Here is a 22,806-nt window from a genome sequence, read left to right as displayed (position 1 = left end):
CCGTGGTCGCATCGCACGACTGCCGCCCCGCCCGCGCGCAGAAGATCAGGCCAAGGATTATGTTCAATGTGTCTCCTCCATGTCTCCCCCATGGATTCTGGCCCACCGCGCGCGGGCCGCTTTGTTTTCGGGCGTCAGGGCGCAGTGGCGTCGCCTCAGCTCTCCGCTGCTCGCTTCGCGGATGTCCGGTTAAGCATGTTGCAAAGCGCGTGGCTATTCCGGGCGGTGCCTGGACAAGGTGAACGGGGCGTGGTGAATTTTGCCGGCATTATACTGACGAATAACGGTTTATCCCGGGCCTGAGGCATGGCAAGCGTACTGCCGCCCGACATGATGCATAGGTGCTCGCAGCGTGGGAAGCGATCTGCGCCGCGGAGCGCTTTGCCATCGGGGGTGCCAGCGACGGCCGCACTGGCCACGTTGATGACATCGCCCGTGGACGTGGTCGTCGCCGACTGGCGCATGCCGGCGATGTCAGGCAGCGAACTATTGTCACCGGCTGCGCACGCTTCAGGATCTGCCCGATGTCGCATTCATCCTGATTTCCGGCGAACCGTCCCCGCCTGCCTTTGTCCGCTACGACGGATTCCTGCGCAAGCCCGTCGACGGAAAGGTACTGCGTGCCACACTGCGCCGCCTGCTGGCCGAACACGTGTCTCAGCGCGCATCGCGGGGAGACAGAACTCGTCTGTTATGTTGGCGTATCAGGACACAAACGCGGGTAGCAATGCCCAACAGCACATCCAATGCTGTTGTGTGCCGTTGGGGCGGGACAGCGAACAAAATCTAACAGAACACCACACGCTAGCCCCGGCTAGCACATTCAAGGGACCACGTTGCAGAAGCCTAACATCGGCCTGCTTTCAGATGACATCGCGCGCAACAAGATAGCCTTTCTGCTCATCAACGAAATTCGGGAATCGGACGAAACGTTGGGTCCGCCGACGAACGGAGTCCAGTTCGCCCCTCAAGACGGCGACAGCTTCATACCACCCCGCTTGATCCGCGGGATCCACCCGAATGGCGATATCGATCGCGTTGAGTACTTCTTTGATTGCTTCTTTGATTACAGCTGCGCGCGGCTCGTGTTCCTGCTGCCAGCGAACAAAGTGACTCCTGACCTGATCAAGCGCTCGGAAGTTGACGACCGAGGCAGGCAAAATACGCTCTGGATGTTGAGCCGCAGCAGCCGGCGCTGCATTAACGACGGCCTCGTTGGGCTGATCGTCAAGATGAAGTGGCACGAGATCGTAGTCATGCGGCAGATGATCGCCCAGTCTCATTCCTCGCTGCTCGAACCACTTTTCGACGATGCGGATCGATGTCATGAGAAACGGCAATTCATGGGACCCGAGATATCGCTCGTACAGCTTCTTCCAAGTTGCCTGGCTACGCTTCTCGTATTTTTCCTTCGCGTTCGCGTCGGCAGCAGCGTTCAGGTCGTCGAGATTCTCAGCGAGTTGATCCAACGTCAGAAGCAGGCTGCTGACATGTAGCGCGCGATCGCGAACAAGTCCCGGCCTATTGAGACCGTAGATTTTGATACTCTCCTTCGCGCGGATCCGTTCCGCGTCGTCCCGGCCACGCCGGACGCCAATCAAAGGAAGCGTACGGTGAATTCGAACAGCAAAGAAGAAGCTCGGTTCATCAATGCTCGGATCGAGCAGTGCGGGTTGCTCTTCCACATCCTCTCCCTCGAACATGCAGCGCGCGGAGCCTTCCAATAGCGGAAAGCGGTCCGACTTGCCGCTTTTGTATCGTCTTCCGCTGGCCGGATCGTATTGTGGTGAGCGGTTGCAGTGCCCACATGCCGGGAGCAGATTCTCCCAGTCCGAACCGAGCCACCAGTATCCGGGATGATCGTTGTTTGGGTTGTCGGCCGCGTCCAGATCGCCTTTTGGCCGATGATGATCGACGTGCACGTCTGTGTTCGAAGCAGATGCTTCGCAATAGGCGCACTTCTGGCCGAACTGTGCCCACAACCAATTGTGGACATCCAACGCCGAGTAGGCGTTGAACTTCATAGCCTTAACGGCGTCGTGAATTGAGTTACCAGCCGCCTTAGCAGCATCTGCGAGTTTGCGATTATCTATTCTCTCCGCGTTGGCTTCCGGTGACGAAAGTGAAGGAGGCGGATTCTCGCGGTTTCTAAGGCGGCGAATCATTGCGCGCTCTCCTCGTCGCTGATGGCCCTACGAAACAGAGTCTGTACGTGTGCGGCAAACTCTGGATCGTATTCATTAGCGGGCCTATTGCGCTCTCGGCTTGCAATCTCAGAATCGATAATACGCATTAGAAGCCGTTCCCGTTTAGTTTTTCCCGGGGAATCGCCGTTCAGCTGTGCTTCGAGTTTATCTCGCTGAGCTGCTTCCTCGTGCGAGAGTGGCCCGTCCGCGGATAACAGATCATAGTACTCCTGCATTGCCTTCTCGGTCGCGGCATCGCGAGTGGAGTACAAGCCGAACAGATCCGATGTCAGCAACTGATCGACATCATATGAATCGGCATAGTTCTCTCGGTCATCGACGGCGATAGAGCCGTCATCAGAGCGGTAAAGCACCTGTACATCGTGCCGTTTCAGTCCGCGCAGCGTAAGTGGATCATGTGTGCTGAAAATCAGATGGATAGCTGGAAATGATTTCCTCAACCGCTGTGCGATGCCCAAACGCCAGCTCGGATGGAGATGCGCGTCGAGTTCGTCGATGAGAATAACTGCTTCGCTAGCTAGAACGCTGTCCCGATGCGCGTAGAGAACGTCTAGGATGTCCATCACGAGCGAAACAATGCTCTGAAAACCTGAACTCAATGACGAAAAACGATGCTGCTGACCACGGGTTTTAAGCTGAAGGCGTCCGTTCTCGTTACTGGCTTCAGTCTCGTTTCCCTCCAGCAGAACGTTCAATGTTGTAACGGCATCACGCTTCGCCTCTTCGCTCACTTCGGCAAACCACCCATGCGGGCCATTGATACGGACGTTGTCACCGAAGAGACTTTTGACGCGATGCGTACGCTCAACGTGCCGGCTCTGGAGTTCGCTCTTTGCAAGAATGCGGTAAGCTCCATAGCCGAGCACGACGTTGCGTACGCCAGTTTCCCCCCTGAATCTGCGGCTTCCAAGCTCGAAAGTCACGCGATTTTGCTGGTCGGTGTCGTGAAAGTATGCGATGACGGAGCCACTGGTTTCACCGTCTTTCAAGAAGGAACGTGCGTCACGGACAACCTGGTTGGCCGACTCCGGCCCCATGAGCGCCAGCGCGATGGCCTGCAGAACAGACGTTTTGCCCATCGCGTTGCGACCGACGATAGCATCACAACCGCTCGCGCTCTCATGGCTGGATCCGTTGAACCTAATTTCTGCGCTATGGATGCCTTTGAAATTCGAAATCTTGATGGCAGCCAGCTTGCGCTGCTGGATGCGAAAGTCCGCGGCCGGGTCAGACAGATCGCTGGAGAGTTCGCCCTCGTCAGGTACCCAATGCCGGTCGAGGTCAGAAAAACTGGGGCGACTTAAGTCACGAAGAAGGCCGGTGAGTAGCGGGCGAGTTACCCCCTGATCTTCGATTTTCCGTAGCAGACGCCGCCCCTCCTTTCGCGAGAAGTGCCAGAGGAACAGATAGAGGTAGCCGACGTGCGGTCGAGAAATGTCCAACAGACGCTCGATGCCGCGATACACCGAATCACTCTCACTCCTGAGATCGACGCTTTCAAGAACTCGCATAAACTCTGAAAGCACAGTCGAGCGGACGCCGAGAAGATGCGATCTGTTCAGATCGAGTACACGTATCGTGGTTGCCCCCTTGTTGGTGAGGGGAACGAGATGTCCGTCGCTGCGCAGTGAGAAATGACGCGCCGGTCGATCGTGGCACGGATCGAGCAATTGCGCGTTTTCCCAGCGCCGCAAGTATTTAATGGATGCGCCAATTGGCGAAGCGCCTCGTATAGGAAAAATATTGCGCTTCCTGCCGTTGCACAGCTTGCAGGCGTAGACAAGATTATCCCAGTCTCCGGCCAGCCAGATGTAGTGACTGGGATTGACCTTGCCGTCCAACCGATCGGCCCCGCGTCTCGGGCGGAAATGGTCAATCTGGCCGTCTTCACATGTCGCTTCGCAATATGCACACTTCGATTCAAACAAACGTCTTAGGGCGGATCTGGTGCTCTCGGATTCACCTCCTCGCTCGAGGATGTCACGAACGTACTCGGACTTCCCGGCCTCTATGAGACTGACTATCTGAGCGCGATCCCTTGACGACATAGGGGCGAGTGGGCTGGGAAATTCGTCTCTACTGACGTAGCGCATTTTGTGTGCGGGTGCGTTTAAAAAGCGGTTAGATTCAATTTGTCTTCTTGATTGGCATTATTCAGCAATTTCTTATCCCGCAGTAGTAGGCCGTTCGACGTCCAGTCTCGAATCGACCTTGCAAATCGCCTGAAATCGATGGCGGCGCAATCTGCAACACGTGACACGCCGTGGAACTGCATGCTGTTCGGGCGAAGCGAGAAATTTCACAGACCGCCAGACATCTTTCCCAGCCGTATAACGTGGCCATTTTCATGCATAAAGCATAACCACTCCGATCGTATTGACTAGTTGCAAATCCTCTGCCCAAGCGTAAGCGGCCAGCGATCCCGTCTTGACGGGCGAGATTAGGCGATTGTGGGTTTCGGCTGCCACCGATGCGGCAACAACGCAGCGATGTCGCTGGCTCCGTGCGTGGGCATCCACCGGACCACTTATGATGTAGCGGTCAAGCCTCTTTGGACACCCACTGTGCCGTTAAGCAAAAAGTGGCCATTTGAAACGCTAATGCCTTATCGGCCGATAGGCCCATGTTTTGCTTGATTGGCGAACTGTGCTGGGAAAAACCACATCCGGGCCTGTCGAGCGAGGGTCGGGGGCCCGCGCGCTAAGAAGTGCCGTCGCTTACCAATGCGCTGGCTGCCCGAACGGATGAACTATGGACTCAAAGAGAGAACGCTTAGGCGGCGCCCATGCCCGACTTGGGCTGCTAGACGGTTGGCAAGGCGCGATGGAGATGCGCCAAAATTGTCAGCAGGAAGCGATTCATCTGATCAGCGAAGTTCGTGGTTCCGGCCGCATACGACCAGGCGAAGTCTTCATCGACCGACCACGTGGCGGCACAGTACCTGTTGATAAGCATGGACCATACGCACACCACCTCACGGTTGCCTGCGCCAATAGGTCGAAGCAGAAAAAAGGAGTAACGCCCGACAAGGGCGCCGTTCTTCATTGCCATGTCAAACACGGCTTCGACGTGACCGTACGGAGTTTGCAGGCTAAACGCCTCATCTCCGGACACAGTTCGCAGACTGATTCCCAGTTCTTTTCCCGCGCAAGGTCTCTCAAAGTATGCGCCAATAGCGGCGCTAAAAACGCCTGAGGCTTCAAGGATTTCAAGTGCGGATTGAGCGTGCTGACGCGCACGCCAGACTTCCTGACTGTCTACCTTCGACATGTTATTCCCAGTGAAGACCGATAGAAAAACGCGCGAAGTCCATAAGCGATGCTTCTCCGCCTGCGGCTTGCTGCACAGCGAATTGTAAACGCTGTCCTCCGGTCGCTGCCGCAAATCGCTACTGCCCGCACCCACCGGTCGTTAATCGCTGGAACCAGACTAGCTGCGATCTCACCCAAGGAAGGGAAAGCGGCTTGACTGCGGCGCCCAGGTGAGCGAATACAAGTCGTCCACGTCTGCTTTGTTCGGTCGCTTGTCCCCTGTATTGCGAACATATCGTCTGCATCACGGCATTTTTGACTGGAGCACGAATCCATTTTTCATTAGAATACGCGATGCTTCGAAGGCGCGTGGGCGCTCAACATCGTGTTCCCGCGCAATGAACGACGCAACGGCGGATCGCGTGCCGAAATAGCGCGGAACTGGATATAGCGATGGCAGACAAGCAGAACAAAGGCGGGGACAAGCGTGGAGTGCCGGTCGGCGACTCGGCTGACCGCGCTGTCAGGCGCGACAAGAGCGGGCCCTCTGGCCGCACCGGACGGCTCAATGAAAGCAACCAAGGCTACGTTGTGAGTCAGCAGCAACCGGTAACCATCCCAAAGCGGCCGCCGTCAAAGTAACGAATTCTCAATGAGCGACCCGAGCCAGGAAAAGAGTCAGCAAGACGACTCGCAAGCCGATTACCTCTGGGCGCGCCGATTCAATATCATCAATCGGGCCGAACTTTCGACCGCTTACCATCGGAAGCGCGAGCGCTTCTTTGGTCTTCTTGACCGTTGGGATAAGATCCTCACGCTTCTTCTTGGCAGCGCGGCGTTTGTCAAACTCGTGAACATGGACACCCATCCATTTTACGCTCTGCCATTCGCGATACTTGCTTTCTCGTCGCTGATTTTCGATTTTTCCGAGCGAGCTCGTCGACATAGTGAGCTCGCGACAAGCTTCAAGATGCTGGAAGCAGCGATTGAAGCCGTCGGAGAGCGTGCCTTCACAGAGGACCAACTGAGCGCGTGGAGCGCCCGAATTCGAGAGATTGAATCGGGAGAACCGCCGGTGTATAACCTGCTCGTCCGGATTTGCCAAAACGAGCTAGCCAGGGCCCGAGGCCAGACGCAGGATGTGACGCACATCAGCTGGTGGCGCGCCTTGCTCGCCCATTTCCTGCCGTTTGCGAACTACGAGATCCGCTCCAGCAAGTGAGTGCGAACTCGGACGGCCAAGTAGCGTACTCGTGCTATGGCTTTTCTATTTTTTGCGAGCAACGGCAAGTAGCGCTGTACCTGTTCGCGATCGCTCTGCCGCTCGTCCTCAGTAAGCTCGGTGTATGGCGTTTCCATCAGCTGACAAGTTCGGCTGGGATCGTCAAGCTCCCGTCGCTGTTGCGAATGGCTTTGCCGTGCATGTAGCGTTGCCAGTGAGCCCAACGTTCATGCTCAGCTGCGGCAAGCTGCTCGAGAATCTCATCGGGCACGAATGGTGACATAGTCAGATCAGGCCTTTCGACGCCAAGCGGCGGTAGTGTTCGCCAAGCGCCGTAAGGCGAACAGAATCGGACTCGATCGCCGCATAGTACATGTGGGGAGCCTGCGTCGGTACGAGGAGCCCGACTCTATTCATCTTTTGCAGCAACGCGAAGACAGCCGTCTTTTGCGAGTCGGCCTGAGGATTTGGGCCGGGGCTCGGCTGCTCCGGCTCGAACGCCGGGTCGAGCTGATACATGGCCTCCGCTGCCGGGAAAAATTCAGGCAACCGGCGAAGAATGGCGCGGTCGATCGGCGGGTCCACCCGCCGCAGCGACACAAAGCTTTTCACGTTCGTCTTAAAGACAGGACGTTGGCTCCACGTTCCAAGCGACTGATCGATATGTGCGTATACGCTTCCCGGGGTGATTCGCCCCAGCAAATCGGCAGCAGCTCCTGACAATGCATCAATGAGCAGGTTCGTGAATACGCCCCCGCCGTTCTCCTCACTTGCATATTCATCCTTGCTTGATGCAGTCAGGATGGTCATGCCTTCTGCGATTTCTGCAACGGCCGGATTGAGAGTGTCATCTCCAATGGAGCCGCTATGACAGCTATCGAGAATGATAATTTTGTGTTGCGCTCGACAGTTGGTCGCCATCGCGATAATGTCAGGCAGCCCGAGCCCCTCATCTCCCTCTTGCACATCGCTGCCGCAAATGTAGCCACCCGTAGACTCGACGTGCCCGTGGCCAGCGAAGTAGAGCAAGGCGACTTCGTCACTGGACCTGAAAAGCTCCTGGACAGCATCCTTCAATTGCCGGCGACTTATCGCATCACGATCGCTCGACGCAGTCATGAGCTTCGCTCCGAAATTGGGCGATCCATCTGCATCCCGCTCGAGCAACGTCTTGACGCCATATGCGTCGTTGACGCAGCCCTTTAGACTGCCGATGTGTTCGTAATAGTCGATGCCGACGACGAGCGCCTTGCGCATTTCAAACTCCTACAGCGAATTGATGAATGCCTTGATGTTGTCCCACGTCCAGTCTTTCACAGTAATTCCAGTGATTGTGCTGTTATCGTCGCGATAGGCCCGAATGCCGAGGATCTTCTTGCCCTCCTCTTTGGCGCACGCGATTTCCCACTTCTGCCCCGTAGATGCGGCCGAGTTCTTACTCACCAAGACGATGACACCATCTGACCGCTTGATCCGGGTGCGGACCTTCTCCTTCCACCCCGTTTCATATGCTTCCTTCACGGACATGTCGATGTATTCAAAAGGGGAGTTGGTAAGCAGGGACTGCCCCTTGAGGAAGTTGCGTTGGTTCTCGTCCTCGATTGCAAACGCCACGAAAATCACTTTCTTGTCGGCCATTAGTGCTCCATTCAATGGGTCGAAAAATCCTCGACCGTAGTCGTATGACGGCTGGCGGGAAGGCTCGCCTATGCTTGAAATGTTTCGTCTTGATCAAGGGAGACGAGCCCTTGATGGAGCTCGTCTCCGCGGGAGACACTTACTTTCTGGGCTTGCCCGCGCCATTGTGGGCCGGGCGGTCCATCGTATAGCTCTGCCCCGACTTTGGCGTAGGCGGCATAGGCTTGCCTTTCACCGCCGTCCGCTCATCCCCGGTCTGACCGCCTCGCGGACCCACAATTCCATACTCGCCAGATCTTGGCGCGATTTGCCCGGGTTTTAGTTTCTCGGTCATTACTTAATACTCCTAATTACACGTGACAGATCAACGCCAGCGAGTTGCCAACATACTGTCGCGCACTACCCAAGAAACAGTCGCCTTGCTCAGCAAGATTTCGGCGGCTGACCAAGTGGCGTCACCCCGCAGTTCTTACATCGTTGTGCAACCACACGTAAACTCTACCGCAAACGAACCGTCTGAGGTTAACTCTGCGCACTAAATAGGATAAGAAAATAATGGTGCGCCACAACATGTTGTGTTTCTATGCGACCCCAAATAACACCACCCAAGCGTGCTGCCCTTAGTTGCTGTACGGGAACAACATCACGTGCTGTGTGGCTGCCATAGCGAGCCTGACCTGCTCGATGCCGCGACCGTCAGTAATCTGCCACATTGCAACCGCGGAACCCAGCCCGCCCGAATTGCAGGGAAGGCCGAGCAGCTGTCCGTGAGAATTCGGCTTGATGTCCGGATCACTTAGTTTTCAGCCAATGTGCGCCCGGCAGCGCGACTGGCCGTGAGGGTGCTCGCGCGAGGGTAACTGAGAACACCGCACGACCGCAGCGTGCCCTGTACGTCGGCTGAACGGCTGACCCCACATAGACGTCGGCACTCGATCCGAAACGTGGCCTGAGGGCGAGCTCGCATCCAGGTGCTGATCCGCACTTTAACTGTTCAGCTAAACATGCCGTTTTCGCTAAGATTTAGCAAATCCCGCGAGGCGCGCACAGATGGCTCTCCTGCTGCTGTGCTTCAGGATCTGACCGGTAGCCCCATGCGAGGCAAAGGACAATGTAATGGGTGCGGTGCATGGGTAGCTCTTGTGCATGTCCACCCTCGTCGTCATCCGCGCTGCCACGCATCTCGCCCCTGAAGTCTGCGCTGATCGACTCCTATCAGCGCTGGCCGTTGAGAAAGTCGAACCAGTCGTGCGCGTAAGCGCAACCGTGATCGGGAATGCCTGAACCGGCGAGCTTCTGGTCGAAGAACGTTCGGGTCGGCTCGGGGATTTCGTCCAGACGCACGTAGCGGAAGCCCGCGTCGTTCGTGCGAACCGTCACGTCCGGTTTCGCCGGTCGCGGTGGCAACGCTTCGGTATCCTGATTCAGTGCCGCGGCGAGGCAGCGGGCCACGAGGTCCCACACACTGCCCGCCCACCTCGGATAGCTGCGCACAATCGCCCGCTCGCCGACCTCACCGAGCACGGCATCTTCCAGGGCCACCCTGTAGTCCGCGAGTGCCCCGAGCGTCCCGTCACTCACCCGCGCGATATCCGCTGTCGCGATGACACACTTTCCGCTTTCCCGTCCGCCGGGCAGCAACTCAATGGTGACTCGAAGCATCCGCCTCTCCTTCTTGATAACTTGCTCATCCGGTGCGGCAGTCCCAGGGACGCGCACCGGGTCGGGGACTCGTACAGGCAACCGCGATCGCCTGCGCACCCAACGGAACATTCCTCGCCTACTTCCGGATACTGGCGCAGGCCACCCCCATGCGGAGTTCAGCACCGGCGATCTGCCGGGACAAAATCTCACTGGCGAATGCCGCGGCGCGTTCCATGGACAGCGACGGCCCCAGCAGGTCGCGGATGCGGTCACCGGCAACGGTGGTCGTAGACGAAAGGTCCGCCGCTCCTGCCTTCTCGATGACATTCAGCACCGGAATCTCGAACGCGAACCGGGCCGCCCGCTCGATCAGGCGCGCCATGGCTTTGCGTACGTCCGTGGCCGCCATTCCGTACGCGACGGCGACGTCGACGAGCGACCCGCGGTACGCGCCGATTCCATAACGGTACGCAAGCAGGTCGGCATTCCGGCTGGATGCCCTCTCCATCGGCTGCCCCGGCGTAACCAGGTTGCGCCCGTGGGTGGCGAGGCATCCCGCGACGCGATGAATTGCGGCTTCAAGCGTTTGCGCCTCGATGACCACGCGCCACCGGCCATCGATCACCATGGGATGCGGGGCCGGAGGCGCCAGCAGTTGCCCCGGCGCAAGCAGGAGTGCACGTTCCCAGGCGTGAAGGCGCTGTGCCGTGAGCGCCTTCGGAAACGCTCCCCGCTCCCACTGCAAGAGCGTGGAACGGGACACATCGCAGGCGCGCGCCACTTCCGCAACGGACAGGCCGAGTTCCCCGCGCAGCCGCCCTGCGTGCGCACCGACTTCCGGGCACCGGGCTAGGGGGATTCGCGCCAAGAGATCGCCCGCTCCTTCTCGGTTCGCGGCAGCTACCGCATCGACCCCGGGGGCCGGCAACGGCTGCGTTCCTTGACTGAGCAGCCATCCTGGCGGGACCTGCAGGGCCGCTTCCAGCGCGGTCACTGTCGCCGCCGCAAGGGTGTCGGGCACCCTGCCGCGCTCCCAGTGGACATAGGTCGATTTCGCCACGCCCGCCTTGCGGGCGACGTCGGCGTGCGTCATCCCCGACGCTTCGCGGCGCTCGCGCAGGCGCTGCGCAATCTGCGGTGCATCGGATCGCGGTATCCACTCACGGTCCACGGTCATCGTGGTCTCCTGCCTGAGTCCCTACTGTTTTCATGAAGTAAGTCGCGCCGGTCCGGGCGGAACAACGTGGCGATCCTGCGGCCGCGTCAGGTCCTCCGCGTTCAACCTGAAAAGGCATAGGCATTCGCCCGCGCGTCATGCAGCGCGTGGTGTTCGCCGCCGTGCCGCGCGAAATACACTGCACGCCGCTCCCGGTCGCGCCGGCCCGCGATGTTCTCGAGCGTCCACCCGCGCGGCAGCGGACCGCCCAGCAGGAACCGCAGGAGGTTCAGGTCCGTTTCGTAGTCGTAGCAGAGGACCGGCCCGGACGTGGCCGGAATGTCGGCGAGCCAGGCACGCAGCGCTTCGCGCAGCCGGTCAAACGGCATGGCACGCCCCTCGAAGCGGCCGAGCTGCGGCAGCACCACTGCGCGGACGAAGTCGCTGCATAGCGCGGCATCGTAGTCGGTGCGCTCGCCGTAGAACTCGCAGCCGTTCTCGCCCACGATGCCGAGGCTGATGAGCTGGCAGCGCTGGAAGTCCGTGAACTCCGTGTCGAGAAAATAGCGGTTGTTCCAGCTGCTGCCCGCCTCGGGCGGCGCCGGCCAGACCATCGCGCCGTGAAAGCGGGTATCCGTCATGGCCGTGCGCGCCTCACGCCGTCGCCGTTGCGTACGGCGCATCCGTCGCGCCCCGCTTCCGGCCGCCCTACCCGCACGCTCGCCGGCCCACCGTCGCCATCCAATCGTTCAAGAACTACCATCTGGGATTCCCGTGCATGACTGAAGCGGCCTGGCCCGCACGCGTGCGGGCCCGTCGCCGCGCCCCGACCTTTCCATCGTGGGCCACCTTCCGTTTGCCCTCGTCGCGGATCGCCGTCCTCTTCCGGCCCCTCTCCGCCCGCAGGGTCAGGCTGCGGTGCGGTGCCGGGATGGCGCGGGCGGATGCGGCGCAGCGGCCCCGCGAGCACGCTCACGTCTCCGGGATATGGAAGCATGCCGCACCGGGTGACCGGATCACCTCGTCTCGGGTGGCAAGCGCAAGGCGCCGCCGCGCGAGCACCTGTGTGGACGTCCCGGCCGGCGGCAGCGCCGGCGGTCCTGTGCCAGCCCATGCCCTCTCTAGGGGATGCTGCGCCGGCCGAGGCACATGCACGCTGGCCGTGATAACAACGGATTATCACGGCCAGCCCTTCGCGGACCGTTACATCGCGGCGAGCCGCGCCTGCAGTTGCGCGAGGACCGCCAGCGCACTGATCCCCAGCACGGGATCGGTGTGCACCAGGTGAGCCCGGCACACCGCCGGCCAACCCGCGTCATCGTCGTCGAGCGCGAGCCATGCGTCGGGGCGCCGCCGGCACACGTCGCCCCAGACCTGCACGCCACGCGGCACGGACCGGAACCACCCCGGATCCATCCGGCGATGAAAGGTCGCACCGACCACGCGCCAGCGCAGCTCGGGCGGCAGACGGCGCGCCACCTTGCGCACGCTGCGGAACACACGCACCCAGCTCGTGGACAGCACGATGCGCAGCGCGGGATACGGTGCGAGACACTGCGCCAGCAGTCCGGCGTGTTCGAACACGACATGTCATGGCGGCGTGGCGACGTAGGGACCATAGCCCGGCCGGCGCCACACGTCCTCCGGATGCAGGATCCCGTCGAAATCGAGATACAGCGCGACGCCGCCCCGCACACGCGGCCGCAGGTCCGGCTCATCGATAGCCATGTCCGGATGCGCATCCACGGCGAGCCACGATCAGGCGCGGGCCGGCGTGGCTGGCGCCTTCGCGCGCCAGAGCCGCCTGCCGCGCGCCGGGCGCGTCGCCAGGGCATACGGCACCGAGAACGTGCGCCCCGCCGCGGTCGTGAACCGGGTCACCGTCATCAGCCGTTCGCCCTGACTATATTTTTCGGGCTCGGTGACCCCTACACGGATCTCGCTCAACGGATCGAGCGTCCACCGGTCGACCTCGTGCGCGAATCGTGTGCTCAGCACGGCGGCACCGCGGAGAACGACATCCCCGCTGACGAACTGCTCCAGGTGCGGCGCCGTTGTGGACAGGTCAAGCATCACGATTGTCGGGACGACCCGCGAGCGTACCGGCGACACCCGCAGGATCAACACGTCCCGTGGGATCAGCTGCTCGATTGCGGTCCACGCGGTAGCGCCCTCCGCTTCGCCGAACGGCAATGCGTATGGCGGTAACCGGTTATTTTCACTCGTCACAAACATAAAACACCAGCCAATATCACCAGCTCGCCGACACGAGCAAATTTCAAAATTCATGCACAAAGCTTCGCGGGCGGACAAGCCCCCAAGGGCGCGAGTGCGTCGTCGTTCGGCGCGAAAACTAAACATCATATGCCTAGTCACTGAACATCCCGTGATGTTACCAGAAGCGTCCGTTACGGACACGATCCATGTTGGTTTGCAACATGAGGTGACGCGAGGGTGGCAGCGATTAATGAAGCGAAGTTTGCAAAAATGCTGGGGCGAGCATTAGCCAAGGCTAGGACCCAATCTGCCCTGACGCAGGAAGAGGTCGCCAACAGGCTGGGCGTCGATACCCAGACAATCAGCCGGCAGGAGCGCGGCGCCAATTGGCCAACGCTGCCGCGCCTCATCGCTTTTGCGAATCTTTATGGTGTGTCCGTCACCACACTCCTAACACCGCCGTCCCCACATGCCCCGGACTTGACGGACAACCTGAATGAACAGCTAAAGAAACTCAACGCAGAGGACCGTGCGTGGGCGCTGCATCTGATGTCTGAAGTCTGCGCCAAGCTTGCAAAGCCTCGGGCACAGCGCAAGTAGTGAACCACCGATGCGGTCGGACACGGTGAGCGGCCTCCAGTTCAGGAGGCCCCGTCAGAGATAGCCCGTTGCGAGACCAAAGGAGCCCTCGCCGTTGTCAGGCTGATGCTCGTATCTCCGGCCCCGAGGCCCCGGATGCTTGAACGCGCGATTCCCAGGTAGAGGGCCACTAACCTGTTCGCTTCGCAAAAGAGATGCGACTCGGCGTGTACCCAGCTAAAGCCGCGGCGCGAACCGCCGGCGATAGTCATCATTACCTCTGCACCTTAGGTCGCGCGCGCCCCCGCTTCTTGGCGCGCAAGGCGATCCTCGCACGAGGTTAGCCGGTAGCGTGTGTGGAGAGCGGAGAGCGTATGGCACGGCAATGCGCGCTCTGAAACGACAGGAGCATTGCATACACGCGACCAGCGCGAAGTGCACGCGAGCCAGAAACATCCACAGCTCCGCGCCGCCGAAGGCAAAGAATGAACCTCCATTGGATAAACGCTGGCATCAGCCGCCTTGCGTTTCTCGACTCATGAAAGTATGAGCACGCATCTACAACTCAAATCGCAGGCAACCGGCTGGCACGGCCTCGATGGTGTCATGGCCAGATACAGATGTCGCATGTCTTTCATGGTTCCATGCGCCTGTGTTGGTAAAGGCCAGCGTTTGAAGCAGCAAGGCGCTTACGTCCATTCAGCGGGCCCTGGCAGACCCCGGACCAGGCTTGCCTGACGGCATCACTGCAGTTTTGCGCTGCGCGAGCCTCACGATCACGGCTTCCACGTCCGTCTGCATGAACTCGCGTGTCTTTCTTCGTGCCGGGCACTCGCTCAGCCTGACGTACCTCGAGGCCGCGTTGGGCGCGCGAAGGCGAGCCGGAAGCCCGGCGGTTCCCAAAACCTTGCGCCTGCCGGTCACCGGCATATCCGGGCCCGATCTGGTTGAACGCCGACTTCGGGTCGGGCCGTTCGCCGTGCGACTTCGCCTCCTGCTACGTATCAGTTTGTGGCCCCGCATATCGGCTGCGATCCCAAGCAAGAGCTCACGTGCCAGTAACAGCGTGTCGTCGAGTTGGCTTTCCTCTGTGCTGACGGCTCGTGCATACTCCGTCCAATCTTGCGACGCGCCAACACCCCAGAATGACGGGCCACAGACGTTTATATGACGAGGATTGCGCCTTGATGCGCCGGTAGATTCGGCGTCTAATCGGTCGCAGGGCCGTCGAAGTCGAGAAGCGATATGCGCTGCGCGGATTGTGGTTTCGAGAACGCCGCCGGAGCCAATTTCTGCGAACAGTGCGGAACGAGGCTGGCACGAATCTGCGCGCGATGCGGAGGTGAACTGAGCGCGACCGCGCGTTTTTGCAGTGCATGTGGCGCACCCGTCGGTATGCTTCAGCCGTCGCCCACGGTGCCGATTCAATACACGCCCCCCCATCTGTCCGAGCGCATTCTCGCCGAGCAGGCTTCCAACGAAGCCCAGCAAGGAACCGCGGTCGAACGCAAGACGATCACCGCCCTTTTTGCCGACATGGCCGGTTCGACTGCGTTGATCCATGGACGGGATCCGGAAGATGCCCATCGCCTGATTGAACCAGTCATCGCATTGATGATGGAGGCTGTCCATCATTACGAGGGGTTCGTAGCGAAATCACTGGGCGACGGTATCCTGGCGCTTTTCGGCGCGCCAATTGCGCACGAGGATCATCCTCAACGGGCGCTGTATGCGGCCCTGCGCATGCAGGAAGCGATGCGCACACATGCCGACCGTATCCGTCTGCAGGAGGGCATTCCGCTGCAGATTCGTGTGGGCGTCCACACCGGTGAGGTCGTGGTGCGCTCGATCCGCAAGGACGATCTGCGCACGGATTACGATCCGGTCGGGCACACCATCAACATCGCCTCGCGCATGCAGACGATCGCCGCACTCTCCTCAGTACTCGTCAGCGAATCCACATACAGGTTGAATGTGGGGTACTTCGAGTTCAAGGCGTTGGGTGCGACCCAGATCAAAGGCATTCAGGAGCCGCTGGAAGTCTTCGAGCTGATTGGCCTTGGTGCGCTGCGCACCCGCCTGCAATTGGCGGCACATCGAGGTTTCGCCCGGTTCGTGGGCCGGACGGACGAACTGAAGCGGTTGCACTCCGCGCTCCACCAGACGACCGCGGGCCATGGGCAAATCGTCGGTGTGGTGGGTCAGGCCGGCGTCGGGAAGTCGCGCCTGTTTCATGAGTTCAAGGAGCGCTCGCAGCGCGGCTGCCTGATTCTCGAGACGTTCTCGGTCTCCCACGGCAAAGCGTTCCCCTATTTGCCACTCATCGAACTCTTGCGGAATTACTTCCAGATCACCACGCAGGACGACGAACGGCGGTGTCGCGAAAAGGTCACCGGACGCGTTTTGACGCTCGAGCGCAGCCTCGAAGATGTGGTGCCCTACTTCCTGTATCTATTGGGCGCCGGCGAGGTGGATTCGACGGTCGCGACGATGGACCCACGAATCAGGCGAGACCGGACGTTTGACGCGATCAAGCGGCTAATCGAGCGTGAGAGCCAGAACCAGCCGGTGCAATTGCTGTTCGAGGATCTGCAATGGCTGGACAGCGAGACCGAAGCATTCCTCGCGTTTCTCATCGAGCACGTGGCGAGCGCGCGGATCATCCTGCTCCTGAACTTTCGTCCAGACTACTGCCCGGCCTGGCGCGACAAGGACAACTACAGCCAGATGAGGCTGGACGCACTTGGCCCTGCCGAGGCGCAAGACCTGCTCAGTGAACTACTGGGTGATGGCCCCGGCCTCCTGCTGCTGAAGGAACGCATTCTGGAGAAAACGGAAGGCAACCCGTTCTTCATGGAAGAGGTGGTCCAGACTTTTGTCGAAGAAGGCGCGTTGCTCGGCGTGTCCGGCCATTACCAGATTGCGAGGACGCCTGCCGAGTTGCACATTCCAACTACGGTGCATGGTGTGCTGGCGTCCCGGATGGACCGGTTGCCGATCGCGGAAAAGGCGTTGCTGCAACAGCTGGCGATTATCGGCAAGGAGTTTCCCTGGAGTTTGATCCGGAAGGTCGTCGAACAAACGGAAGACGAGTTGCGGCGTCTGCTCACGCGCCTCGCCGCCGCGGAGTTTATCTACGAGCGGCCGGCTTTCCCAGAGGTCGAGTACACCTTCAAGCATGCACTGACGCAGGAGGTCGCCGCAAGCTCCCTGCTCTCCGACCAGCGCAGTCTGCTGCACGAGCGCACCGCGCGAGCCATCGAAGCCCTCTACGCTGACCGGCTCAACGAGCATTGCAGTGAGCTGGCGCATCACTACAGTCTTAGCAGCAATTCGCAGAAGGCCGTGGAATACCTGCACCGCGCGGGCCAACAGGCCATGGAGCGCACGGCCAGTCTCGATGCGATGCGGCAATTCCAGACGGCTCTCGCGCTACTTGACCGTTTGCCCGACACGCCTGAGCGCACACGTCAGGAACTGGCACTCCGGCTCTCGCTTGGCCCAGCGCTGATGGCGGCCCGAGGTTACGCTTCGCCGGAAGTGGAAGCCACGTATACTCGCGCGCTGGCGCTGTGCGAACAGATCGGCGACAGCGCGCAGCTCTTTCCGGCGCAATTCGGTCTGCGGACCTACTATTCATTGCGTGCGAATTACGTGACTTCGCGCGAGCTCGGTGAACGGCTATTGCGGATCGCGCGCAATGCGCACGATCCGGATTTGCTGGTCGAGGCACATAGTGCGCTGGGATCGAGCGTGTTCTTTCAAGGCGACTTTAGTACTGCGTGTCAGCATCAGGAACAACTGCGTGCACTTTACGTCTCCGGACAGCATCATGCTCACGCCTTCGTCTATGGCATGGATCCCGGTGTGCGCACATTGAGCATCGCTTCATTGACCCAGTGGTATCTGGGCTATCCCGATCGGGCCAATGAGCGAAGCCGGGAGGCCCTTTCTCTCGCCCATAAGGGTGCTCACCCGTTTGGGCTGGCGTTTTCGCTTGTTGCTGCGGCGATGCTGCGCCTGCTCATGCTGGAACCACAATCGGCACAGGAGTTTGCCGAGGCGGCTATCACGCTCTCGACCGAACAGGGTTTTCCGTACTACCTTGCGTGGGCAACGATCCTGCGCGGCTCGTCGCTGATCGAACAGGGCAACGTGAATGAAGGCATCGCAGAGATGACTCAAGGACTCTCTGCATACCTCGCTACGGGTGCCGAGCTGTCACACTCCTACTTTCTGGCTCTGCGTGCCGCGGCATGCAGGCGTATCGGACGAGCTGCCGACGGCCTCGCCGTGCTGGCCGACGCGTTGACTCTGGTTGAAAAGACTGGAGAGCGCTTTCACGAAGCAGAACTGCATCGCCTCAAGGGCGAACTGATCCTTGCGCCTTCGAGCGGTCGAACACGCGATTCGATCGACCAGCAACAGGCAGAAGCATGCTTTCAGAAGGCAATTGCGATTGCTGCCGACCAACGCGCGACATCGCTACAGTTGCGCGCAGCGATTAGCCTGGCACGCCTGTGGCGAACACAGGGCAAGTCAGGGAAAGCCAGCAGCGTGCTGCGTGGAGCATACGATGTCTTCACTGAAGGTGCAGACACTGCCGACATGCGGCAAGCGAAGGTGCTGCTTGGCGAGATGGCGAATGAGGCGAGTGCCTAGCACCAGGATCATAGCGGTTGTACACGAAACTCACCCACACCCAATCGCGCAACACATGCCACAGGCTACGGCAGAAGTTCGATATTTCACACGCGTGCTTCTGGCAGCAACCCGTCTGCGTGCGTCGACTGCATTTTGGATACTTTTCCGTCGACTCGAATTCTTCTTCAAGACTACGGAATCGGGTCGCGGAAAGCCCGGTTGAGTGACATTCCACTGCAGCAGGAGACGGTAAAATCCGACGACAATTCCTGTGTTCCGTTCGGGACGACGAATATCCGTTTTCTGCGATCTGCGTCCCAGCCTGTTCGACGACAAACGAGTGACGACGCGGTAGTCCGGCGTGAATTCGACGATCCAATCCTGCGCTACTGCTGAGTTCAACGGGTTGATCATTCTGAAGGCACGAGGGCTGGTTTCTGTTTGATGCGCTACGGTTTATGCCGCGAAAATTGCAAGACCGCGTGCGAACGGAGCCACCATCGCTCGGATCACACGACGCGCATCGTCAGACGGCGCGGCAACGGCGGAAAGACGCGCCATGTGCCATCGTCGTGCCGAAAAAAACAGATGGTGATATCGCCGCAAGGTGCGCGCGCCTCCACCCGAACACAACGACCTCGCGCCGCATTGCGCAACGAGCGAACCCGGAACGGCACTGCATGGCTTGGCATCAGCCAACGCTCCACTACCTCGCGCAACGAATTTCGAACCGTCTCCACCCACATCTCCCTGCTCTCCACTACCCTGCCACGACAGCGGGTTCGTTCATGTGTCCATCGTGCGATTCGTCGACCGCCAACGTCAACGCTGATCGCATTGCCGTTCCGTACTTCGAACTGAACGGCGATCGGTTCGCCACCACGGGCCAATCCGCTGCGCGCCGAAGCCCTCAGCCACTGCACTACTGAATCCGCACCACCATTACAACAGCCAGTACCGCTGGCACCGTAAAAGCAGGAATACCATTCGGGACCCAGGATTGTGACGTTACCTGCCGGGCCCTATCTCGTCGAATCGGAGGCCATCGGGCCTGCCTGGCGTCAGCTCGTCAAGCCTCGCGGCTAGAACTTGCAAAGGATGGACGTACCCCCCAGCTCACCTTGGGCCTCCCCACGGCTAGCAAAACCTTCCAACAATCCGGCAGGTCGAGTATGTTCAGGACCAGTTCTGGGTCGGCACATGATCACGGCTGCCCTTCACCGTGTTTGCCTCGTCAACAAACACCAGCTTCGGGCGCCAGCCCGCAGCGAGCTCGGTCTCGTCAACCAGCGCAAACGCTGCGATGATTACCAGGTCTCCGAGCTGTGCCCTTCTTGCGGCCGAACCATTGAGCGAAATCATGCCGCTTCCTCGTTCGCCCTTGATGGCATATGTGGAGAAACGTTCACCGTTGTTGATGTTCCAGACATCGATTCGTTCGTTCTCGACGATCCCGGCCGCGTCCAGCAGATCTTCGTCGATGGCGCACGATCCTTCGTAGTGAAGTTCGCAGTGGGTCACAGCTGCGCGATGGATCTTTGACTTGAGCATATTGCGTTGCATGTGAATTACCTTTTGAAGCTAAGGAGTGTTCGGTCAGCTTCCTAACCGGAAGACTGACGGGAACGAACTGATCTTGAATTGCACAACGCAGCAGGTGACACTACGTTGCTTACTTGGAGCGCCCTGAATGTAGCTTCCAAGGAGAAACTCGGGATGAACCAATACAAATGATGGATGGATATCCAAACAATTACACAGGATCAGTGAAAGGCGCATTTGAATCCATCCAGTCATATTGACCCTGCGGGGTAGCCCAAGCCCAATTTGGGCCCGCGTTGATGCCACGTGCTGTCCTGCCAGGTATTACACCGTCAGGATGAGGGTTGTCGCCCGCGTTGCTTGCAAAAAACGACAGTCTCGATTCATCTTCATCAATCATTTTGATTCACCATCCTAAATATTAAAGATCAGACTTATTCGTTGATCTATAGGCCACCCTCGCGAGTACCCAGATCCCCAATCAGCCTGAATAAAGCAAGGATTGCGCCATGGAGAACACGCAAGCGGTAGCCCACATCTGCCAAGGCCCGGAGCCCGTCATTGATCGCATTGCAATTCAGATATGAAACTTTTCATTCCATCTGTGAAACTGCTCGAACCCGATGGCCTGCATCGACGTGCTACTCGCATGCCCGGCCGGCATGCTCTCCGTCGAGCCTTATGCGCAGCACCCGAGCCGGATACCGCCGCGCGGGCGTCGCCCGCACTCGAACTCGGCATTCTCAAGACACATCGGGTGAGCCGACGAGAGCCGAATCAAATTAGTCTGCGTGGATACACCGTGCATGCGGTGGACACCAAAGCCACCGCCGCAGCCGAGCTGCCAGGGCGACACGCGTCAAGCAACAATGAAAATTCGTGGGCATCTTGGCGATCGCGACAGCGAACGAAGCACGTTGAGAATGATGGACATAACACATAGCGCTAATGTTACCGAGCACACACGAAGGGCTAATGCTCCTCGCGAGTCATTTTGCTAGCGTTTCCTAGTCACTAGCGCGACAGCCGAGCGCGGGTATTTTGGCTATGGCGCTTTGAACTCGACAGCGACCAGCAGCGCTTCCAGTTCTGCAGCGGCCTGCTTAAGCACCGGCACCGTGCGACTTCGGACTGCGTCAATGTCCAGCCCCACCTCGACCGCACCGCAACTCATCGCCATCGAAATCTGCGCGCGCTTCAGCCTGACAGGCAATGCAATTCCCCAAGCATTCCGTTGATACTCCCCGACCGCCATGCAGACGCCCGTTGCGTGCAAATCGTCCCATGCCGCTTCGATTGACCTCCTCTGCGCTCCAGCCTGCGGACCGGCCTTCTCCAGTAACTGCGCGACGTACTTACGGCGCTCAGTTGCGGGCAAGGCTCCAAGCCACGCTCTGCCGATGGCCGTTGTGCCCATCGGCAACAGCGAGCCGGCTCCTAGTTGCAGCGTAGAGACTCGTGCGGCAAATCGGTACGCGATATAAAGCATCTCCAACTGGTCAGGTACGGCCAGTGCCACAGAAACCCCAAGCTGGTCAGCCAGCCGCTGCATAAGCGGCTGCGCCAACTGAGTGACGGGATTGGTCGCCAAGTATGATTGACCGATACCAAATACGCTCATGGCCAGTTCGAATTTAGGACCACCCGCGACACGGCGGATGAACCCTTCGTGAATGAGCGTCGCCGTAAGGCGAGAGACCACCGAGCGCGACAGTCCTGTGCGACTTGCGAGCTCCCCATTGGTAAGTGGCGCGCGAACGGCATGGAACGCCCGCAGCAGCTGGAGGCCTCGCTCGAGCGTCAAAGTCACCTGAGGGGCATGAGGCATCGAGATTCCCGTTTGATACAGCAAGGTTGTCGGGGGTTACAGATCACGTGCGATACGGGCTACTTGCGCGTCGATAGTCGCTCGCGGAGCCTCTGTGCGGTGGCGACGAGCAGCGGCCCCAGTTCCAGCTCCATGCGCAGCTGCGCCATGCGCGAGGTACGCCCGACACAACCTAGCACCAGCGGTGAACGACCGGTAATACAGACAGGTGCGGCCACGCAGGCAAGTTCGGGCTCCCACTCGCCATGCAACATGCAGAAGCCCAGCTCACGCACCTGCTTGATCTTTTCGTTCATGCGCCGCCGTATCGTTGGTGGCCAGTCGCTCCCCGCGCTGCTCTCCACCTGCGCTTGCAGATAGTGACGCTCCTCATCCGGCAGCGCCGAAAGCAGCGCCCATCCCATCAGCGAATAGGCAATCTGCATGCGCATGCCCGGAAATAGCCGCAGATCGAGCATCGCGTGGCTGCCGGTTTGCGTATCGAGAATAATGATGTCGAGTCTGTCCCGTGTGCCAAGGAGCAGATAGGTGTCCGTGGCCTCGGCGAACCTGTGCATTTCGGCGCTCGCGAACCGCATGACCTCGGGATCGACAACGGCGGCATAACCGAGCGCGAGCGAGGCAGGCGCCAGCGCGTATTTTCGGCTCGACGCATCATGGTAAAGATAGCCTAGCGCGACCAACGAACGCAGCAGACGCAGCACGCTCGGTGCGGGAATACCCGTCTGTTGCGCGATTTCCTGGTTGCTCCACCACTGCCTTTCTGGGCCGAAAGCAGAGAGGATCGACAAACCGCGCGCGAGCGGCATGACCATTGCATGGCTTTCCGGCCGCCTTTCCTGCGGCGGCTTTGGCCAAGCCGTATCCACGCCGTGAGG

17 protein-coding genes and 1 pseudogene are annotated in these 22,806 nt (G+C 59.7%); 3 read left to right on the top strand and 15 right to left on the bottom strand.

Translation table 11 applies throughout. The features are described 5' to 3' along the window. Positions 1-863: 863 nt before the first annotated feature. The 3 genes from P5W99_RS31560 to P5W99_RS31550 all read right to left on the bottom strand — a co-directional run bounded on the left by P5W99_RS31560 (position 864) and on the right by P5W99_RS31550 (position 5,477). A complete protein-coding gene (locus P5W99_RS31560; protein WP_434666245.1) occupies positions 864-2,165 on the bottom strand; it encodes a hypothetical protein in 1,302 nt (433 codons plus the stop codon). Continuing rightward, positions 2,162-4,048: an AAA family ATPase gene (locus P5W99_RS31555; protein ID WP_434666243.1), complete on the bottom strand. Its 1,887-nt coding sequence runs from the start codon at positions 4,046-4,048 to the stop codon at positions 2,162-2,164. The genes P5W99_RS31560 and P5W99_RS31555 overlap by 4 nt, the downstream gene beginning before the upstream one ends. A gap of 961 nt (positions 4,049-5,009) precedes the next feature. Beyond that, positions 5,010-5,477: a hypothetical protein gene (locus P5W99_RS31550; protein WP_434666241.1), complete on the bottom strand. Its 468-nt coding sequence runs from the start codon at positions 5,475-5,477 to the stop codon at positions 5,010-5,012. A 633-nt stretch (positions 5,478-6,110) separates the two neighbouring features. Between P5W99_RS31550 and P5W99_RS31545 the strand changes: the two genes are divergently transcribed. Beyond that, on the top strand, positions 6,111-6,680 hold the full coding sequence (locus P5W99_RS31545) for a hypothetical protein (protein WP_434666238.1): 570 nt from the start codon (positions 6,111-6,113) through the stop codon (positions 6,678-6,680). Between the two features lie 285 nt (positions 6,681-6,965). Here the strand turns inward: P5W99_RS31545 and P5W99_RS31540 are convergent, their stop codons facing one another. The 8 genes from P5W99_RS31540 to P5W99_RS31505 form a co-directional block, all read right to left on the bottom strand. After that, on the bottom strand, positions 6,966-7,937 hold the full coding sequence (locus P5W99_RS31540) for a caspase family protein (RefSeq protein ID WP_434666235.1): 972 nt from the start codon (positions 7,935-7,937) through the stop codon (positions 6,966-6,968). A 9-nt stretch (positions 7,938-7,946) separates the two neighbouring features. Further along, complete coding sequence (locus P5W99_RS31535; protein ID WP_434666232.1) at positions 7,947-8,318, bottom strand: TIR domain-containing protein; 372 nt, start codon at positions 8,316-8,318, stop codon at positions 7,947-7,949. 1,215 nt (positions 8,319-9,533) lie between these two features. After that, entirely contained in the window at positions 9,534-9,980 is a 447-nt protein-coding gene (locus P5W99_RS31530; RefSeq protein ID WP_434666230.1) for a hypothetical protein, read from the bottom strand. A 118-nt stretch (positions 9,981-10,098) separates the two neighbouring features. Next, positions 10,099-11,139 (bottom strand): helix-turn-helix domain-containing protein, encoded by a 1,041-nt coding sequence (locus P5W99_RS31525; RefSeq protein WP_434666227.1) that lies wholly within the window; start codon positions 11,137-11,139, stop codon positions 10,099-10,101. A gap of 101 nt (positions 11,140-11,240) precedes the next feature. Further along, complete coding sequence (locus P5W99_RS31520; RefSeq protein WP_434666224.1) at positions 11,241-11,759, bottom strand: hypothetical protein; 519 nt, start codon at positions 11,757-11,759, stop codon at positions 11,241-11,243. Between the two features lie 562 nt (positions 11,760-12,321). Then, complete coding sequence (locus P5W99_RS31515; RefSeq protein WP_434666221.1) at positions 12,322-12,702, bottom strand: HAD domain-containing protein; 381 nt, start codon at positions 12,700-12,702, stop codon at positions 12,322-12,324. Positions 12,703-12,708: 6 nt separating this feature from the next. Next, positions 12,709-12,846 (bottom strand): hypothetical protein, encoded by a 138-nt coding sequence (locus P5W99_RS31510; protein ID WP_434666218.1) that lies wholly within the window; start codon positions 12,844-12,846, stop codon positions 12,709-12,711. A 30-nt stretch (positions 12,847-12,876) separates the two neighbouring features. Then, a complete protein-coding gene (locus tag P5W99_RS31505) occupies positions 12,877-13,407 on the bottom strand; it encodes a hypothetical protein (protein ID WP_434666215.1) in 531 nt (176 codons plus the stop codon). A gap of 165 nt (positions 13,408-13,572) precedes the next feature. Here P5W99_RS31505 and P5W99_RS31500 point away from each other — a divergent pair, with 165 nt between their 5' ends. Then, on the top strand, positions 13,573-13,935 hold the full coding sequence (locus tag P5W99_RS31500) for a helix-turn-helix domain-containing protein (RefSeq protein WP_434666212.1): 363 nt from the start codon (positions 13,573-13,575) through the stop codon (positions 13,933-13,935). 1,224 nt (positions 13,936-15,159) lie between these two features. Further along, entirely contained in the window at positions 15,160-18,576 is a 3,417-nt protein-coding gene (locus P5W99_RS31495; RefSeq protein WP_434666210.1) for an adenylate/guanylate cyclase domain-containing protein, read from the top strand. A 1,158-nt stretch (positions 18,577-19,734) separates the two neighbouring features. On the opposite strand, the gene panD is transcribed toward P5W99_RS31495, so the two are convergent. The 4 genes and pseudogenes from panD to P5W99_RS31475 form a co-directional block, all read right to left on the bottom strand. Continuing rightward, entirely contained in the window at positions 19,735-20,121 is a 387-nt protein-coding gene (panD, locus tag P5W99_RS31490; protein WP_434666207.1) for an aspartate 1-decarboxylase, read from the bottom strand. A gap of 1,024 nt (positions 20,122-21,145) precedes the next feature. Further along, the gene (locus P5W99_RS31485) at positions 21,146-21,721 is read right to left on the bottom strand and encodes an IclR family transcriptional regulator (protein WP_434666584.1); all 576 of its coding nucleotides are present in this window, start codon (positions 21,719-21,721) and stop codon (positions 21,146-21,148) included. A 39-nt stretch (positions 21,722-21,760) separates the two neighbouring features. Continuing rightward, a pseudogene (locus P5W99_RS31480) lies at positions 21,761-21,928 on the bottom strand (helix-turn-helix domain-containing protein); the annotation flags it as partial. Positions 21,929-21,987: 59 nt separating this feature from the next. Beyond that, complete coding sequence (locus P5W99_RS31475; protein ID WP_434666204.1) at positions 21,988-22,743, bottom strand: IclR family transcriptional regulator; 756 nt, start codon at positions 22,741-22,743, stop codon at positions 21,988-21,990. Positions 22,744-22,806: the final 63 nt, after the last annotated feature.

Origin of the sequence: Paraburkholderia sp. A3BS-1L, from assembly GCF_051125215.1 — a bacterium.
GTDB lineage: Bacteria > Pseudomonadota > Gammaproteobacteria > Burkholderiales > Burkholderiaceae > Paraburkholderia.
Note: the sequence above shows the minus strand (reverse complement) of the source record. Positions and strands in the feature narration are given on the sequence as shown.